This is a genomic window from Anaerotruncus sp. 1XD42-93 (genome assembly GCF_009917605.1).
In the GTDB taxonomy this organism is placed as follows: Bacteria; Bacillota; Clostridia; order Oscillospirales; family Ruminococcaceae; genus Anaerotruncus.
Genome location: NZ_QZEG01000055.1, coordinates 1 through 17,635, shown reverse-complemented (window position 1 = coordinate 17,635; position 17,635 = coordinate 1). Strand labels below are relative to the sequence as shown.

General features: G+C 53.0%; 15 protein-coding genes. 3 read left to right on the top strand and 12 right to left on the bottom strand.

Going from position 1 to position 17,635, the window contains the following annotated elements; genetic code table 11:
- Nucleotides 1–29 precede the first annotated feature (29 nt).
- The 9 genes from D5269_RS14520 to D5269_RS14480 all read right to left on the bottom strand — a co-directional run bounded on the left by D5269_RS14520 (nucleotide 30) and on the right by D5269_RS14480 (nucleotide 10,907).
- Nucleotides 30–218, bottom strand: coding sequence for a hypothetical protein (locus D5269_RS14520; RefSeq protein WP_120486446.1), 189 nt, complete (start codon nucleotides 216–218; stop codon nucleotides 30–32).
- Nucleotides 206–3,205: a DEAD/DEAH box helicase family protein gene (locus D5269_RS14515; RefSeq protein ID WP_120486445.1), complete on the bottom strand. Its 3,000-nt coding sequence runs from the start codon at nucleotides 3,203–3,205 to the stop codon at nucleotides 206–208. The genes D5269_RS14520 and D5269_RS14515 overlap by 13 nt, the downstream gene beginning before the upstream one ends.
- On the bottom strand, nucleotides 3,192–3,422 hold the full coding sequence (locus tag D5269_RS14510) for a helix-turn-helix transcriptional regulator (protein WP_120486444.1): 231 nt from the start codon (nucleotides 3,420–3,422) through the stop codon (nucleotides 3,192–3,194). Before D5269_RS14510 ends, D5269_RS14515 begins: the two co-directional genes overlap by 14 nt.
- Nucleotides 3,423–4,088: 666 nt before the next feature.
- A complete protein-coding gene (locus D5269_RS14505) occupies nucleotides 4,089–4,760 on the bottom strand; it encodes a GntR family transcriptional regulator (RefSeq protein ID WP_016316705.1) in 672 nt (223 codons plus the stop codon).
- Between the two features lie 404 nt (nucleotides 4,761–5,164).
- Nucleotides 5,165–6,781 carry a mannitol dehydrogenase family protein gene (locus D5269_RS14500; RefSeq protein WP_120486443.1) on the bottom strand — a complete coding sequence of 539 codons (1,617 nt, stop codon included), beginning with the start codon at nucleotides 6,779–6,781 and terminating at the stop codon, nucleotides 5,165–5,167.
- A 15-nt stretch (nucleotides 6,782–6,796) separates the two neighbouring features.
- Complete coding sequence (gene uxuA, locus D5269_RS14495; protein ID WP_120486447.1) at nucleotides 6,797–7,873, bottom strand: mannonate dehydratase; 1,077 nt, start codon at nucleotides 7,871–7,873, stop codon at nucleotides 6,797–6,799.
- 90 nt (nucleotides 7,874–7,963) lie between these two features.
- Nucleotides 7,964–9,247, bottom strand: coding sequence for a TRAP transporter large permease (locus D5269_RS14490; protein WP_016316708.1), 1,284 nt, complete (start codon nucleotides 9,245–9,247; stop codon nucleotides 7,964–7,966).
- Nucleotides 9,247–9,750 (bottom strand): TRAP transporter small permease subunit, encoded by a 504-nt coding sequence (locus D5269_RS14485; RefSeq protein WP_016316709.1) that lies wholly within the window; start codon nucleotides 9,748–9,750, stop codon nucleotides 9,247–9,249. Before D5269_RS14485 ends, D5269_RS14490 begins: the two co-directional genes overlap by 1 nt.
- Before the next feature lie 134 nt (nucleotides 9,751–9,884).
- Complete coding sequence (locus tag D5269_RS14480; RefSeq protein WP_016316710.1) at nucleotides 9,885–10,907, bottom strand: C4-dicarboxylate TRAP transporter substrate-binding protein; 1,023 nt, start codon at nucleotides 10,905–10,907, stop codon at nucleotides 9,885–9,887.
- A 353-nt stretch (nucleotides 10,908–11,260) separates the two neighbouring features.
- Here D5269_RS14480 and D5269_RS14475 point away from each other — a divergent pair, with 353 nt between their 5' ends.
- The 3 genes from D5269_RS14475 to D5269_RS14465 all read left to right on the top strand — a co-directional run bounded on the left by D5269_RS14475 (nucleotide 11,261) and on the right by D5269_RS14465 (nucleotide 14,544).
- Nucleotides 11,261–13,210: a beta-galactosidase gene (locus D5269_RS14475; RefSeq protein ID WP_120486442.1), complete on the top strand. Its 1,950-nt coding sequence runs from the start codon at nucleotides 11,261–11,263 to the stop codon at nucleotides 13,208–13,210.
- Between the two features lie 33 nt (nucleotides 13,211–13,243).
- Nucleotides 13,244–13,627 carry a LysR family transcriptional regulator gene (locus D5269_RS14470; protein WP_120486441.1) on the top strand — a complete coding sequence of 128 codons (384 nt, stop codon included), beginning with the start codon at nucleotides 13,244–13,246 and terminating at the stop codon, nucleotides 13,625–13,627.
- 134 nt (nucleotides 13,628–13,761) lie between these two features.
- Nucleotides 13,762–14,544: a sirohydrochlorin cobaltochelatase gene (locus tag D5269_RS14465; RefSeq protein ID WP_120486440.1), complete on the top strand. Its 783-nt coding sequence runs from the start codon at nucleotides 13,762–13,764 to the stop codon at nucleotides 14,542–14,544.
- A 105-nt stretch (nucleotides 14,545–14,649) separates the two neighbouring features.
- Here the strand turns inward: D5269_RS14465 and D5269_RS14460 are convergent, their stop codons facing one another.
- The 3 genes from D5269_RS14460 to serC all read right to left on the bottom strand — a co-directional run bounded on the left by D5269_RS14460 (nucleotide 14,650) and on the right by serC (nucleotide 17,160).
- On the bottom strand, nucleotides 14,650–14,820 hold the full coding sequence (locus D5269_RS14460) for a hypothetical protein (RefSeq protein ID WP_166545213.1): 171 nt from the start codon (nucleotides 14,818–14,820) through the stop codon (nucleotides 14,650–14,652).
- A gap of 88 nt (nucleotides 14,821–14,908) precedes the next feature.
- Nucleotides 14,909–16,075, bottom strand: coding sequence for a phosphoglycerate dehydrogenase (locus D5269_RS14455; RefSeq protein WP_120486439.1), 1,167 nt, complete (start codon nucleotides 16,073–16,075; stop codon nucleotides 14,909–14,911).
- Nucleotides 16,075–17,160: a 3-phosphoserine/phosphohydroxythreonine transaminase gene (gene serC / locus D5269_RS14450; RefSeq protein WP_120486438.1), complete on the bottom strand. Its 1,086-nt coding sequence runs from the start codon at nucleotides 17,158–17,160 to the stop codon at nucleotides 16,075–16,077. The genes D5269_RS14455 and serC overlap by 1 nt, the downstream gene beginning before the upstream one ends.
- Nucleotides 17,161–17,635: the final 475 nt, after the last annotated feature.

The following is a 17,635-nucleotide window of genomic DNA, read 5'->3' as shown; positions in this document are numbered from 1 at the left end:
TCATCTGCTGAGACTATCGTCAAAATTTCTCATTTCCATACCTTGCTTAAACGCTTATGAATACAGCTTCTGAGATACTTATACAGGAATACCTGTGTGATAATCTTGTATTCTCCCGGAGAACCACCCAGGCCAAAGTTGGCACAGATGGTTTTCAGATCGTCGATCATCCTCTTGGTTCGGATGGTAATAGATTCGATTTGCATTATGCTGTCCATGTCCTTTCTGCGAAGTATTCACTGGAAATGCAACCTTCCATGAACTTGACCTGACTTGCGGTTGGCTGTACTCCTCTATTGCGGCAACTCTGAATGATCTCCGGCATGATTTCACGGGTAAAGTAAGCGTGGTTATCCATCATGCGCTGATTTTTCAGCACCTTCTGGTCTACAGCAACCTTTATCCCCATGAGAACATCGAAAATCACAGGGTCGCTTCCGATCGGTGGTGGAGTGGCCTTGATACGTTTGTGAGTACGCATATATTTGACATCATTTTGATATTTGGCGCAAAGCATCTGATCCCGAAGATTCTGCTGTGCAGCGGCTTTGCGGATGCGCTCCAACTCCTGAATGTTCTGCTTCATCTCGTCCGCAGTCAGTTCTTCAATATTTTTCTTCTTGAAGATCCGTTTGAGTTCTTCCAGCAAGGAAATATACTCCGGGTCTTTGGTGTCGAGACTGCGCTCCAGTTCCTGGCGGGTCTTTTCCAAAATATCTTGGAATTTGTCGGCAATGACCAGTTCTCCCTCAGAAACCTTGCGGAAATGGAACTCGATTTGGTCTAAGGCCAGGTTCAAGAGGCCGGAAACATCCTCTCCATCCCGCATATTCTGTTTGAGATTGACTATGGCAATGCGGTTATTGACCTCCGTACACAGGGCGTGGAGGTTTTCCATCGTGAATTTCTGAGCCAATTCCTCATAACCGAACAGTTGAATGATATTTATCAACTCTTTATAGGTATCTAGGGCTTGACGCAAAGCCAACAGCTCTTGCTTATCATCCAATGCGGTGATCTGCTGGGAAAACAGCTCTGCATTGTCCGTGGCATACATAAACAGCTTGTCCTGAATTGCCTGAATATCTTGCTCGATTTCCTCCTGGGACTTGAAAATGTCCCGATAACGCTGAAATTCATCCCCAAGCTCTGCCTGTAGCTCCCTAAAATATGCTTCGTTGGTCTTATCAAACTCAGCGCGAATATCCGCAAAGTCTACGACATAACCGTAGCGGAAGAATTTGTAGGGACGGTTTACACGAGTCAGTGTTTGCAGAAGGTTATGTTCCTTAATGAGCCGTCCCAAATACTGCTTCTTTAGACGAGGGGCATCGAAGCCAGTAAGCAGCATATTAAAGACTACCAGCAGATCCATTTTCCTCTTCTTAAAATCCTCTTGGTATCCCCGGCGTGTTTCCTTATCGTCCACATCATGCAGGATCAGCACATGACTGATTTCCGGGTAATCCTTCAATGTTTCTTCTACTGTGCGGGCTTGGTCGGAAGAATCACAGACAATCATGCCACCAATCGAGGAATCCCCTAATGCAATCCGACTGTGCTTGAAATCATCTACAATATAGTCTACCAGTGTAGCCACATATTTCGGATGCGCATAGATGTCTCTCTTTTTGAAGGAGCCCTCCTGCATTTTCAGCTCTTCCAGAATCGACTGTAGCTTTACTCTATACTCGGTCTTGATTCCCTCCCGGATGAGCTTCAAGGTATACCCGTCAGCAATAGACCTATTGTAATAATATTTGTGGATGTACTCGCCAAAAACATCTTTTGTGTTGTAGCCCTCGCCAATCAGGGGTGTCCCAGTAAGTGCGATCATAACCGCTTCACGATCTGAGGCCATCAGGTTAGCGAGGAAGGAGCCTTTAGGATTATAGCTGCGATGCGCTTCATCAAGGAAATAGATACGCTGCACATTTACATCGTAATCTGCTTTGCGAACGATAGACTCTGTTGAGAACTTGTGAATATTTACGACTGTGATCGTATCCTCGCCAGTATTGTTGGCTGTACCGATGGTGCGAATATTTTTGATGAAGTCATCTTTGGAATTTACTTTCTCCACATGGAGGCCACGGGCGGCAAATTCCTCTCCGGCCTGTGTCAGCAAGTCCAAACGATCTACAATGAAGTAGAACTTTGCAACCCTTCCTTGTTTCTGGTAATAATCCCGAAGGTAACGTACATTGTGAAAGGCCAGGGCGGTTTTGCCGCTGCCCTGGGTATGCCAAATGATACCGTGCTTGACGCCGGAATCTAATTTCTTCTCAATCGCCATCGTTGCGAAAAACTGTGGATACCGCATGACGTGTTTTTCCAGCGTCTTGATACCATCCTTATTGGTACGCTCCACATAAGCAAAGCCATACTTGAGCAGCTTCAAAAACCGATTGTGAGAAAAAAGCGATGTCAGGATTCGGTTCGTCGGTGTCAGTCCGTTCAGATTGGTGCAATACTCGCTTGTCCCTTTAATGGAAACCAGATTGTTATCAGATAGGATGAAATCTTCCTTTTGTCCATCAATTTCTTGGATGGCAGCGTGTAACTGTGGTTCCTCCTCACGGAAACGATTGAAGAAAAGTTTTTGATAACTGCTGGAAGCATAGAAAGCCCCTTCGATTGGCTCTGGGTCTGAGTCATCATACTCCATATTGTTGGAAAACACCATCAACTGTGTGATATTCACGAATCTCCGGAACGCTTCTTTAGAAAAACGGGTGTTGATACGGTTGTGCTCCGCAATGATACCATCCCTGTTATTTGGCTTTTTGACTTCAACAAAAGCGAGAGGCAGTCCGTTAATCAGCAATGTGATGTCGGGCCGAAACTCGTCCTCGCTGTTTCGATAGGTCAATTCAGTGACAGTATGGTATGTGTTTCGGCTTTCATCCTCCAAGTCGATAATGCGCAGGCCGTTGATGCCGTCCAGGAGAATTTTATAAAATGCCCGTCCCAAATCGTCGTTGGACAGCTTGATGGTAAGCTCCTCAAGGAGCCGGTCAATATCCTGTTCCAACAGATTACATCCATTGATTCGGTTTATCCCGGCCCAAAACAGTGATCTGAAAATGTTTGTTTCAGAACAAATTCCACCGTTATACTGCTTTAACGAAAGATAGTCATACTTCAAACGAGTCAGATGCACCAATGCGGGAATCTTTACACGGGAATTTTCATTGTGAATCACCCAACTCGCCTCCTTTGGCCGGAATGATTTCCATAATGTCGCCTATATCACAATGCAGCGCAGTACATATCTTGACAAGAGATTCAGTTGAAACATTTTCATTCCGGCCCAGTTTGGCAATCAGCGCAGGACTTACCCCAGCGGCCTGCTGCAAATCCTTCTTTTTCATATCCAAGTCGATCAATAGCTTCCAGAGTTTTTTGTAGCTGACCACCATCTCTATCACCATCCAAGCAACATTAAAATGTGATAAAGCGATTGTACCACACTTTGCCTAAAATAGCAATATAAATACATGATTCTGAATTTTATCTATCAAACGAAATAGGAGCAAAGCCAAAAACTCTCTAGCTATAATAGAAAAACAAGGTCAAGGGTACTATGTCGTAGGGCAATGTGATTTATCCTGTGCAGGGCAATAACACTCAGCCTACGCCATAGAAAAATAAGACCTTGCATCTATGGTCGGTGGTCGTAAAACAGTATTTTTGAAAACTCTGAAAACCTTGTGTTTTCAAGGGGCGGCGTGACTTTGGCCACGCCGCTTCCCTTTTCATGGGATATTCCAACATTACCATGACGCTGAACTATTACGCACATGCAACATTCGCTTCCGCAAAAGCTGAAATGGAAAGGCTGATTGCAGCATAGACGCAGACCATTTACTACTTTTTTACTACCGACCAGAGGGAAAACCTAAAGGTTTATGAGGGTATATGTGAACTTCTCCCCATATCTAAAATGCCGGAAAAGCCCGGAAGTACGTGCTATTCCGACATATAAGAATTTCTAAAGAGATGATAATCTGATTTTACCAATAAATTTTTTGCAAAAAAACGGTCCCCAAAGCCCTGTCAGAGCGTTGGGGACTGCGTGTCAGTGGTTAAAAGTACTGTGGATACCGCTCCCGGATGGCGGCGGCATCGAACTTATACCGGCTGAGGTGAATCTGGGTCAGATACCGCGCCTGCTGGGGATCGTTGCTGCGGATCGCATTCAGAATCTGGGCATGATCCTCCACGATCTTGAGGTCCTTGTTGCTTTCCAGAGCCATTCTGCGCACCCGGTCAAAATGGATCGAGATGTTCTGGATCAGCGAGTAGACCTGTTTTTTCTGTGCGATCTCGAACAGGATCGAATGGAACTGGTTGTCCATCTCCATCAACGACTCTGCGGAACCATGCTCGAGATAGAAGTTCTGGAGCTTCACGTTTTCCTCCAAGCGGTTCAGCTCATCCGGACCAGCCAGTTCACAGTCAAGCTCAACCACAGCGCATTCCAGCACATGGCGCATGAAGCGGGACTCCTCCACCAGATCGTAGTCGATGCGTGAAACAACGCTTCCTTTCTGGGGGATAATCTCGACGATTTTGACCTTTGCCAGCTCGATCAGGGATTCCCGCACCGGGGTACGGGACAGGCCCATCTCGGCAGAAAGCTCGTTTTCGCTTACCAGGCTCCCAGGGGCCAGATCGAGAGAGATGATGTTTTCCTTGATGGTGCGCAGCGCGTAATCGCGTCCGGTCTCTCTGGGCAAACGCTCTAATAAATGCATTGTGGTCACCTCCTGCATTTTAAAACCTGTATTCATCATCAGGGGATGCCGGATAAGCGAGGGATTTTGCTGCCCTGCAAGGCGAAAAAACGCGGACAATACTTTGTGTATTGCAAGGTTTTTCAACGCAGCAGGCCGGCAAAAGGCCCGCTCAGACGGTGTCGAATGGTTGTGAATACGGGTTCTTATAATCGAAACGCCCGAAAAGAATCAGAAGAATCTTTATTCGGGGCTGCGGAGACCTCGCCGCAGGAGGCCGCAGCAGCCTTGCTTCAGGTTACATAGTATCCAGCATACAGAGCATGCTGGCGGGCTTTTGCCCGCACTTCAAAACAAATGCTTGTTTTGAAGTGCTCTGACTATAAGCATACAGGATTCAGAACACTGCGTCAAGAACTAGTATGCTAGTTTCTTAAATATTTTTTCAGGGTATCCCGCACTGCACCTGGGCCAGCCATCAGTTCCCGCAACATGGTTTCGATCTTTCCGCCAAGCCCGGCCTCATTCAGATCGGCAGCAAACAGGGCGGTGTTGGAAAGGATAGCAGGCAGTTTGCCGTCCAGACTGTCCGGATTGCCCAATGTTGCGCCGGAAAGCTGCTGCTGGAGGGTTTCCAGCATGGGGTCGCTGCTGCATTCCATCGGATTGCCCTTGTCATCCACTGCCAGCAGATACCGGAGCCATCCGGCGATCGCCAGCGGGATATAGGTCAGATCGGCTGCATTCAGGTCGGGGCGGGCAAGATAGCTCTTGATCGTCTCGCCGAACCGGATGGCAACCTTCTGGCTGGTATCGGTGGCGATCCGCTGCGGCATATCCGGGATGAACGGGTTGGGCAGCCGCTGGTCGATCACCTCATGGATAAAGTCCATGGGGCTGAGAATCTTCGGGTCCACCACAACGGGGATCCCCTCGTCGTAGCCGATCCGCTCAACCAGCGCTTTCAGCTCAGGGTCCTTCATCTCGGCGGCGATTGAGTCGTAGCCAAGCAGACATCCATAGACCGCTAGCGCAGTATGCAGTGGGTTGAGGCAGGTGGTGACCTTCATCTTTTCGGTATTGTTGACGGTATCCCGGTCGGTCATATAGACCCCCGCTTTTTCGAGCGGCGGACGCCCGTTGGGGAAACGGTCCTCCACCACCAGATACTGGGGCTGCTCGGCGTTGACAAACGGGGCAATAAAGGTGTTCTTGCTGGTGACGATAGGAGCCATGTTTTCGATCCCTGCCGCGGCGAGGGATTCCTCCACCACCTTAGCGGGACGGGGGGTGATCTTGTCGATCATCGACCATGGGAACGAGACCTTTGTTTCATCCTGCACCCAGGCAACAAACTCCTGGGAGACAAACCCGTTTTCCAACCATTTTTCCACAACCGTCATGACGCTGGAACGTAGCTTTTCACCATTGTGGGAGCAGTTGTCCATGCTGACCATCGCGACCGGTGCAGCACAGGCGTTAAACCGTTCGAGCAGCAGCGAGGCCACCATGCTCATGGCGTGGGAACAGTTTGACGGGCCGTTTTTGAAGTCGGCTTCCACGAACGGGAAGAAGTCACCCTGGATGTTTTTCAGGGCATACCCCTTTTCGGTGATGGTGAAGCTGGCCATCTGAAGGGAGGGGTTCCGGAAGATACGCTTCAGTGCGTCCATGTCCTCCGGGAAGGCGTTCCCGGCGCGCAGGCCCTCTGCGATCGAGGCGACCACCTCTTTTTCCATCGAACCGTCCGGCAACAGGCTGACCATCAGGGTCATGTGGTCGAACGGGGTGTAAATCTTTTCGATGATGTCATAATCAAAGGTGTCAGCAGCCACGATACCGCCTTTTACCAGCCCCTGTTCCAGCAGGGACTGCTGAAGCAGGGCGATAAATCCGCGGAAGATGTTGCCCGCACCAAAGTGTACCCAGGTGGGTTCGGCAGCGGTTGCGGCGCACATCTCCTTCCAGTCAAACTGGGGAAGCGCTACGCCGGCAGCCTCCCATGCGGCGCGGTCCTTCAGACCTTCATAGCAGAGTTTCATAATCCGGTTTCCCCCTTATTTGGACAGTTTCCCAATGGCTTCCCAGAGGCCATTGATATAGGTGGCGCCCAGCGCGCGGTCATACAGGCCATATCCCGGACGTCCGACCTCTCCCCAGATCATGCGGCCGTGGTCGGGCCGGATGTAGGTATCGGGGCAGGTGTCATAAACAGCCTTCATGATCTCGAACAGGTCCAGGTCACCGGTGGACGAGAGGTGTGCGGCCTCACGGAACTTGTGGGTGCCGAGGTATTTCACGTTGCGGACATGCAGACAGCCGATGCGCCCCATCTCACCGAAATGGCGGATGGCTGCCGGGATGTCGTTGTCCGGGTTGGAGCCGAGCGAGCCGGTGCAGAGGCAGAGGGCATTGCTCGGGGAGTCATGCAGCTGGACGATCTTGTCGAAGTCGGACTGACTGTGGGCGATGCGGGGCAGGCCAAAGATCGGCCATGCGGGATCGTCCGGGTGGCAGGCCATCACAACGCCGCATTCCTCACAGGTGGGGATGATGCCATCCAGGAAATATTTGTAGTTGGCGCGCAGATCGTCGGGCGTGATTGATTTGTACCGCTCAAGGGTGGTTTCCAGCTCGGCCAGCCGGGCAGGCTCCCAGCCGGGCAGGGTGAACCCGTTGCAGTTCTCAATCGTGTTGCGTACGAGGTCGGCCGGGCCCATATCCCCCAGCTCCGCCTCGTCGAAGTAGAGGCTGTTCGAGCCATCCTCCGGGATTTCCCGGGCAAGGTCGGTGCGCAGCCAGTCGAACACCGGCATGAAGTTGTAGACGATCACCTTCACACCATATTTGGCGAGGTTGCGGATGGTGATGCAGTAGTTTTCGATATACTGGTCACGGGTGGGCAGGCCCATCTTGATGTCCTCGTGGACATTGACCGATTCGATCACCTCGCACTCAAGGCCGGCGGCGTGGACCTCGTCCATATAGGTTTTGATCTCCTCTTCGGTCCAGACCTCTCCAGCCGCCTTGTAATCGAGTACCCCCATCAGGCCGCTCATGCCGGGGATCTGTTTAATCTGGCTCAGGGTGATGTTGTCGCTATTGGAGCCATACCAGCGGAATGTCATTTTCATATCAATCACTCGCCTTTCCGCTCCTGCCGCAGCATCTTACGGCTGCGGCAGGAACAACGCATTTTTCAGAACTGGGAAACAATGGGTAGGTTACGCAGCCCCGTAGACCAGATTGGGCAGGAAGAGGACTGCCTGCGGGAAGAACACCATGAACAGGACAACGCCAACGACCGCGAGATAGAACGGCCAGCCGTAGCGGACGGTATCCTCGATCGGGCATTCCATGATATCCGAAACCGCATAGAGAGCGGTGCCGACCGGGGGAGTCATGACGCCGAAGGTGACAACGGTCATCATAATCATACCGAATACGATCTCGTTGACGCCGACGCTGCGCATAACCGGCAGCAGGATGGGGGTCAGGATCAGGGCAATGACGGTTGTCTCCATGAACATGCCGCAGATCAGCAGGAAGAGGATGACCAGGATCAGCAGCAGGGTGGGGTTATCGGTGATGCCCAGCAGGGTGTTGGCAATCGTAACGGTGATGTCATCATAAACGACGCCGTAGCCGAACACGCCCGAGAACGCCAGGATGATGGTGATAACGGTGACATCCTTAACGCTGTCCTTCAGCGTCTGGATCAGCTTGCTCCAGTTCATCTCGCGGTGGATCACTACGCCGACGAACAGTGCATAGGCGCAGGCAAACGCGCCCGACTCGGTGGGGCTCATGATGCCGAAACGGATGAGCAGGATCAGCAGGATGGGGAACATCATCGCCCAGATGCTCGAGATGAAAGCGGAGAGGATCTCCTTGGGCGGAGCGGGCTTGTCATGCTCGGGCTTGTAGCCAAACTTGCGGGCGCTCCATGTGGTGGCGAGCATCAGCAGCACACACATCAGGATGCCCGGCACCCAGCCCGCCATAAACAATCGCCCGATCGACACCTCGCCGACCGTACCGTAGATGATAAGCCCCATACTGGGCGGGATGGTTGCCACGATCAGGCCGGAGAGGCCGTTGATTGCGGCGGACCAGCCGCGGGCATAGCCGAGACGGAGCATCTCCGGGCCGAGGACGCGGCATTCCATCGAAGCGTCCGCCACAGCGGAACCCGAAACGCCGCCCATCAGGGTGGAGAGCAGGCAGGAAACCTGGCCGATATTTCCGTACATATGGCCGGTACAGGCGTTGGCAAACCGCATCAGGCGGCTGGTGATGCCGCAGCTGTTCATCAGGTTGCCTGCGAGGATGAACAGGGGGATTGCGAGCATGGTGAAACTCTGGGAGGTGGAGATGGATTTCTGAACGAGAACGGTCATGGGGAGGTCACGGATCAGGAAAAACGAGAATCCGGACAGGCCGATCGAGAAGGCCACAGGCATACCGAGCAGCAGGAACACCAGGAAAATACCGATTGCAATAAACATTATGCCACATCCTTTCCCGCATCATACTTGATCTCTTGATCCGCAGGTGTTTTAATCCGCTCCACCAGGCGGATGGTGGTGGAGATAATCATCAGCAGCGCGCCGACCGGCACCGCCATCGTGACCCAGCTGTAGCTGATATGCAGCGCGGTGATCTGGCGGCTCCAGCCGGTGACGGTCATCGAATAGCCGTTGACGACCAGCACACAGAGGAAGCCGAGGATAATCACTTTAAACACGATGTCCATCCCCTTGCGCACAACAGCGGGGAACCGTTTGACCAACAGGTCGATACCGATCAGACCAGCGCCGCGGATCGCGATGTCGCTGCCGAGGAAGATCATCCATGCGAATGCCACCAGCGCGACATCCTGCGCCCAGTTGAGCGGCATTTTGATATACCGCATCAGGGCAGAGACAAAGACCAGTACCGTCAGGCCGGCGAGCAGCAGCAGAGCAACCAGCTCTTCAAATTTGCAAAATGCCGCATAAATTTTTTTCATGATTTCACATCCTAAACTCTAAGTCCATCAGGTAAAAGTTCGAAAAAGAGGGGGCATCGACCAAGCAAAACTGTCTGCATCGATGCCCCCGACATCAGGCGTTAGGTGTTGATTCGTTCAGGACAGGCGGCTGATTAGAGGCCGGCCTCTTGGTACATCTGCTCACGCAGGTCGGTCCATCCGAGTTTCTCATAAGCGCTCTTGGCAGCCTCTTTGAAGGCGTCGAGATCCACTTCAACGATCGTCATGCCGTTGTCAACCAGCTGTTTCTCGAGGTCGGCCTGTGCTGCGATAACTTCCTGGGCGCTGTCATATGCGCAGGAGAAGAAGTCGTCCTTGAGGATCTGCTGATACTCGGCAGGCAGGGTGCTGAACCACGCTTCGCCGCAGATGACGATGTTGAACAGGTTGATGTGCTCGGTCTTGCTCACATAGTTGCAGACCTCGAAGATCTTGCTCGAAACCGCGGAGGTGTACTGGACCTCGCATGCGTCGATCGCTTTGGTCTGGATGCTGTTGTAAACCTCGGACCATGCGATGTTGTACGGGGTAGCGCCCAGCGCTTCGATCGAACGGGAGTAGGGGTCTGCACCCGGGGTACGGACAACGACGCCGTTCAGGTCAGCAGGGGTTTTGTACTCCTTCGGGCCCATGAACGAGCGGGCGCCGTCATAGTAGTTGTAGCAGAGGGAGCGGATTCCGGCTTTTACCAGCTCCTCATCCCAGCCCTTGAAGGTAGCGGTTTCCATAACCTTGCAGCCATCCTCATAGTTGTCCACAAAATAAGCCATGTTCAGGATGCCGATGTCGTTGACATAGCTCGAAAGACGGCCGGCGTCGGTGAGCACCGCGATGCCCATGCCCTGAAGCGCCTGGTCAATCATGTCCTCCTCTGCGCCCAGCTGGCTCGAAGGATAGATGGTAACCTTGACTTTGCCGTTGGTATCCTCGGCAACCTTGTCCGCAGCGGCTTTCAGGCCGGCGTAGATCATCGAGGTGTCGGTCTGGGTGGTGGAGAGCTTCAGCTCATACACCTTGCCGTCGTCAGCAGCGGGAGCGCTGCTGTTGGAGCCGCTGGGAGCGCTGTTGGAGCCACCGCATGCGGCGAGAGAGCACGCCATAGTTGCCGCGAGGAGTCCGGAAAGCAGTTTTTTCATTGTGAGTCCTCCTAAAATAAATGTTTTTCAGATTTTCGGCCGGTGTATCGGCCAGCCGTTTTCTTAACAATACTTTAACACATCTTTTACAATTTGTCTACTAGTATACTAGTAAAATTTAAACTTTTTCTTTTGTGCAAATCACCAAAAATATGCGTTTGGAAATTGACAGAGAAGGGGAGGCATACTATAATCGAAATGCTTCATAAGGATTTTTTTGAAGTCTGCGGCGTTTTGGCCGCAGAGAGCCGCCAATGCCGGCTCTGTTTTACATGGCACAGCAGCAGATACGCTGAAAAAACAGAAAATGACAGGACGCGCCGCGGCTTGCGCGTCAGAAGGGACAGGGTTATATGTGGTTAGGCGTTGACTATTACCCCGAACAGTGGGACCCCAGTTTGCTGGAAACGGATCTGGACAGGATTGTGGAGTTGGGCTGCAACATCATCCGGATCGCTGAATTTTCCTGGCATCTGATGGAGAAAACCGAGGGCAGCTATGATTTCCGCTTTTTTGACCGGGTGATCGAAAAGGCGAAGGAACGGGGTCTGAAAATCCTGATGGGAACCCCGACTGCCACCATCCCCGCATGGCTGGCCAAAAAGCATCCGGAGATTCTTTCCGAATCTGAAGGGGGGAAGAAACGGAGTTTCGGCGGACGCCGTCTCTATTGTTTTAACAGTCCGGCTATGTATGCTTATTCCGAAAAGATCATCCGCGCGCTGGTGGAGCATTACAAGGAGGAAGACCAGATTGTGGCGTGGCAGATCGACAATGAGATTGGGCACGAGGGCAGCGACATCTGCTATTGTGCCCAGTGCCATCGCGCGTTCCAGCGCTATCTGGAGGAAAAATTCCAGGGCAGTATCGACGCACTCAATGAGACCTATGGGACCACCTTCTGGTCGCAGGAATACAACAGCTTCGATGAAATCCCACTGCCTGCCGAGACGATTGCTGCCCACAACCCGGCCCTGCGTCTGGACTGGGAGCGGTTCCGCAGCAGAAGCATCACCGCTTTTTTCGATTTTCAGGTGAAGCTCATCAAAGAGATTGTGCCGGATGCCCTTGTGACCCATGACATCCCTGGCGGCGGACTGAACAAGCATGTGGATTACTCCCGCGCAGCCGAAAACCTCGATTTCGCTTCTTATAACAATTACCCGGTGTGGGGCGGTCAGAAAACGCCGCTTGCCCCACATGAAATCGCATTTTCGCTTGATTATATCCGTGGGTTAAAGCAGCAGAACTTCTGGATCACCGAAGCGATCATGGGGGCGCAGGGGCACGACGTAACCGGATTTCTGCCCCGCCCCAATCAGGCGAAGATGTGGTCCTGGCAGGGGATCGCACACGGGTGCGAATCGATGCTCTACTTTCGCTACCGCGGCGCAACCAAGGGTGCGGAACAGTTCTGCTACGGGATTTTGGATGCGGATAACGTAAAGGGCAGGAAGTTTTACGAGGTACAGGGCCTGTTTACGGAAGCCCGGCAGTATCAGAAGGCGTTCTCCTCTCCGATCGAAAGCGAAGTCGCGATCGTCTACGATTATGACTCACTGGCGGCATTCCGTATCCAGCGGCAGAGCCTGCTGCTCGACTGCCAATCCGAGATGCAGAAACTCTATAAGCCGTTTTATGACCGGAACATCCCGGTGGACGTCCTGCCGGAAACCGCGGACCTTTCCGGATACCGGGTGGTGGTCCTGCCGCAGATGATCATAGCCAAGCCGGCATTTCAAGCTAAGATCAAAGCCTTTGTCCAAAAGGGCGGCACCCTGGTCCTGACCTATCGGAACGCAGTGAAGGATGCTGACAACAACCTGTTCTTTGAAAAGACGGTTCCAGTGGGATATACCGGGCTGTCCGGGGTGTCGGTGGTCGAGACCGAGAGCCTTCAGGAGCTGGAAGCATTCCCAATCGTGGGACAGGGCGTCTTTGAAGGGGAGCAAGGATGTGGGGGAATTTTCCGTGACATGCTGGCCGTCGAGGATGCCGAGGTTCTTTATCGTTACGGGGATGCCTTCTATACCGAATATGCCGCGGTGACCCGGAAAAAACAGGCGGACGGAACCGTTTACTATCTGGGCTGCGGCTTGGATGAGGCTATCACCGCGCGGATTATCGACCAGATTATCATGGACAACCGGATCAAAACGGTGGAATCCGACGATGGTGTAGAAGTGGTAGTTAGAGGCGGCGCAGAGCAGCGGGTCCGCATGTACATCAACCACAATGCCCACGAAGCAAGGGCAGGATCGGTCACACTCGCGCCGTTTGGATGCAGAGTGGAAGAAATTTAGAGTCCACAGAGGCTCCATAGGCGGGATTACAGATTGGACTATCAGATTCGTGTAAAATTGAAACAGGATCAGATTTTTTTTGGCCCTGGGGTAGCGCGCCTGCTGCGCGGGATCGAGCACACCGGCTCCCTGCAAGCCGCGGCGGCTGAGATGGGGATGTCCTATAGCAAAGCATGGAGGATTCTGCATACCGCAGAGCGGGAGCTGGGATTTTTGCTGGTTCACCGCCGGGCCGGGGGGAACGGGGGCGGTTCTTCGCAGATGACCGATCAAGGGCAGGCGTTTCTCGAGCGGTACGAACGATTTGAACGGGAGGTCAACGCTGCGGCGGAACGCCTTTTCGCGGATTGCTTTGATGGTTTTAGCGGGCCGCCGGATCTGAAAAAACCAGAAACAGGCTCCACGGACAGCCCATAAACAAAAAGCAGGCCGAATCCGTCTTATGGCGGTTCGGTCTGCTTGGCCTTTGGGGGTGCAATCACTGCGGGAGGTGGTTGCGGGGAATCCCGGTCTTGTGTTATGCTGGGGAAAACAGAAGAAGGAGAACAAAGATGAAAAATCGAGCAATTTTGGTGGTGAGCTTTGGAACAACCTATCCGCAAACCCTCGAAGAGACGATCGGTGCGATCGAACGGGAGATAGAAAAAGCATACCCAGAGTATTTTGTCCGGCGCTGTTTTACAAGTGGTATTGTAAGAAAGGTGCTGTATCAGCGGGAGGGGCTTCAGATTGACGATGTCCCCGATGCGCTTGAGCGGCTTTTGGAAGAGGGCGTCACTGAAGTTGCAGTCCAGCCGACCCATGTGATGCATGGATTCGAGTATGATAAGCTCCAATCCCAGGCCGCGGCTTTCACCGGACGGTTTCCCCGTCTGTCACTGGGGAGGCCGCTGCTTTCCTCCACTGCGGATTACCAGGAAGTGGTGCAGGCGCTCAGGTCCGAGTTTGCAGACCCGCTTGCAGATCCGCAGGCTGCGCTTGTCCTGATGGGACATGGCACCGAACATTTTGCCAATGCCTGTTATGCCGCGTTGAACGATCATGTCCGGGCAGCTGGTGTGCGGAATCTATTTGTAGGTGCGGTTGAGGGATATCCGGAGGTGGACGACCTGTTGATCCGCATCAAAGAAAGCGGCGCGAAGCGGGTGGTGCTTGCGCCGTTGATGGTGGTCGCTGGAGATCATGCGCGCAATGATATGGCTGGGGCCGGCCCTGACTCCTGGAAAAGCCGCCTTGAGTCGGCAGGTTATCCGGTCACCTGTATCCTGAAAGGGCTGGGAAGCTATCGTACGATTCGACAGATTTATCTTTCGCATCTGCGGGAGATTCTTTAGGCAATGGTTTCATAAAAGCGTCAATGAGAAGGGCAGGCGGAGCAGACCCTCGCACATCGAAGGCTCTCGAGAGAGTAAAATGATATACGAAATGTTTTGCAGTTGTTATCTTTTACGGATTGTTTTGTAAATACCTGAGGCAAGCGAGAAGCAGCCAAGCAAACCGATGACCACTCTCCATGCTGTTCCATGAATGGCAAGCAGTGTTGGAAGCGGATAGACCGCAGCAAACAAGAGAAGAAGTGTTCCTACGATAATCAGGGCGATTTCTTTCATGATAGAACCTCCATAAATTCCGGTTTACCAGACTGTTTTTACTACCAAATTCCCCTGTTTTCCGACAGAGAAAACAGGGGAAAACCGTTTAACGGTAGAGGTTTACGCGGATCACACCGTCAATGCCGCGGATTTTTTCGATCATCCCGTCATTGATCCGGCCGCCCACGTCGACCATCGTATACGCGTAGTCTTTTTTGGATTTGTTGGTCAGGTTTTCGATATTGACCCCGCATTCCGAAATGATGCTCGCAATCTGGGTCAGCATCGAGGGGATATTCCGGTGGATCACCGTAACCCGCATCCCCACGCTTCTCGGCATTGAAACCGCGGGCAGGTTGACCGAATTGGTGATGTTGCCGTTTTCGAGGTAATCGACCAGCTGTGCCGCAGCCATCCGCGCGCAGTTGTCCTCGCTTTCGGGGGTGGAAGCGCCCAGATGCGGGATCGCCAGCACACCCGGATGCCCCAGAAGCTCCTCTGTCGGGAAATCGGTCACATAGCAGCGGATCTGTTTTTCCTCAAGGCCCTCCATCAGGTCTTCGGTTACAACCAGTTCGGCACGCGCAAAATTGAGCAGCCGCACGCCATGTTTCATCATCTGGATCGACTCAGAGTTGATCATTCCCTTGGTATCCTGCGTCATCGGAACATGCAGGGAGATGAAGTCGCAGTTTTCGTAGATTTCCTTGAGGCTGGCCGCGTGCTTGATGTCGCGGGAGATGCTCCACGCGGTATCGACCGACATATACGGGTCATAGCCATAGACCTGCATCCCAAAATGGCGGGCGAAGTTGGCGACCTTGACGCCGATCGCGCCCAAGCCGACCACACCGAGCTTCTTGCCGATCAGCTCCGGGCCGGAAAACCGGGATTTCCCCTGTTCGACCAGTTTGGGAACCGCGTCCCCTTCGCCTTTGAGGGTCTGCACCCACTCCATCGCGGGATAGACCTTGCGCGCCGAAATCAGCAGGCCGCAGATCACCAGCTCCTTGACCGCGTTGGCATTGGCGCCGGGGGTGTTGAATACCACGATCCCCTGTTCGCTGCACCGGTCGATCGGGATGTTGTTGACGCCTGCGCCCGCCCGGGCGATCGCACGCAGTGTCTGGGGGAACTCCAGCTCGTGCATCGAGGCCGAGCGGACCAGGACGCCATCCGGCTGGTCCACGTCATCCCCACAGAGATACTTATTTCGATTGAACACATCCAGCCCATGCGGGCTAATCTTGTTCAGGGTTTTGATCTGATACATCAGGCGTTCTCCTCCTCAAACTTCTGCATCAGCGCGACCAGTTTCTCAACGCCCTCGAGCGGCATCGCATTATAGATCGAAGCGCGCATCCCGCCGACCGAGCGGTGCCCCTTCAGGCTGACAAACCCGGCGGCATCCGCCTCGGCAATAAACTTTTTGTCCAGCTCCGCGTCACCGGTCACAAATGGCGCATTCATCAGCGAGCGGTCCTCCGGCACAACCGTCCCCTTGAACAGTTTCGAGCGGTCGAGGAAATCATAAAACACCTTTGCTTTGCGTTCGTTGCGCTCCTTCATCTTCTCAAGACCGCCGATCTCGTTTTTGATCCACTCCAGAACCAGCTTGCAGATGTAGATTGCATAGGTGGGCGGGGTATTGTACATCGAACCGTTCTCCGCATGGATTGCGTAGTTGAGCATGGTGGGGGTGATCTGCTGCGGATTGCCAATCAGGTCCTCCCGGACGATCACGACGGTCAGGCCCGCAGGCCCCATATTTTTCTGTGCGCCCGCAAAGAGCAGGCCGAACTTCGAAACGTCGATCGGCTGGGAGAGGATGCAGGAAGAGACGTCTGCAACCAGCGGCACACTGCCTGTGTCGGGCAGCTCGTGATATACGGTCCCATAGATCGTATTGTTCATGCAGATGTAAAAATAGTCCGCATCCGGGGTGAACTGGCTTTTATCCAGTTTGGGGATATAGGAAAATGTCCGATCCTTCGAGGAAGCAACGATGTTGACTTTTCCATACCGGGCGGCCTCCTGGCAGGCCTTGTTCGCAAATGCGCCGGTAACCACATAATCCGCTTTGCCCGAACGGTTCATCAGGTTGAGCGGCACCATCGCAAACTGGGTGGACGCGCCGCCCTGCAAAAACAGGACCTTATAGTTGTCCGGAATCTGCATGACCTCTCTCAGAAGCGTCTCGCAGCCTTCAATGATCGTCTCATAGAGTTTGGTGCGGTGGCTCATCTCCATGACCGACTGCCCGCTGCCCTGATAATCCAGCATCTCCGCGGCAGCTTTCGCCAGAACGCTTTCCGGGAGCATCGACGGGCCTGCTGCGAAATTGTAAACTCTCGCCATAATTTAGCCTCCTGTCAGTTGAATCGGGGATTCCCCCGGTTGTTTTTGAAGTGCTTTGACTATTATTATATGGAGATTTCGCGGGATAGTCAATCTTCCATCTGTTCACACTGGAAAAATTTAGCCATCTTTCACCGAATTAGATGTAGAATCACGGCTGTTTCTGTGAAATTCGACACGCTATTTCCCACATGAAAAAGCCAATCCTTTTCCAGGACTGGCTTTTCAGATCAAAACTGCCGGTTTTCAAGCTGGCAGCATCCGCATAAGAACCTGTTAGATATTTTATGTATGCAAGGGGGCTTTTTCACTTGCAAAAAGCCCCTTACCGCTTCGCGGCAATTCACCCGAAAAACGCGCTTCACAGGATAAGGCGTTCCGCGCTCATCTCGCGCCAAGAGCCTGCCTTCGGCGGGTTGCGCTCGAAACGCTTCGCTGCGGCTCGCAGTGCGGAGCGCGTCGGGGGCTCCGCCCC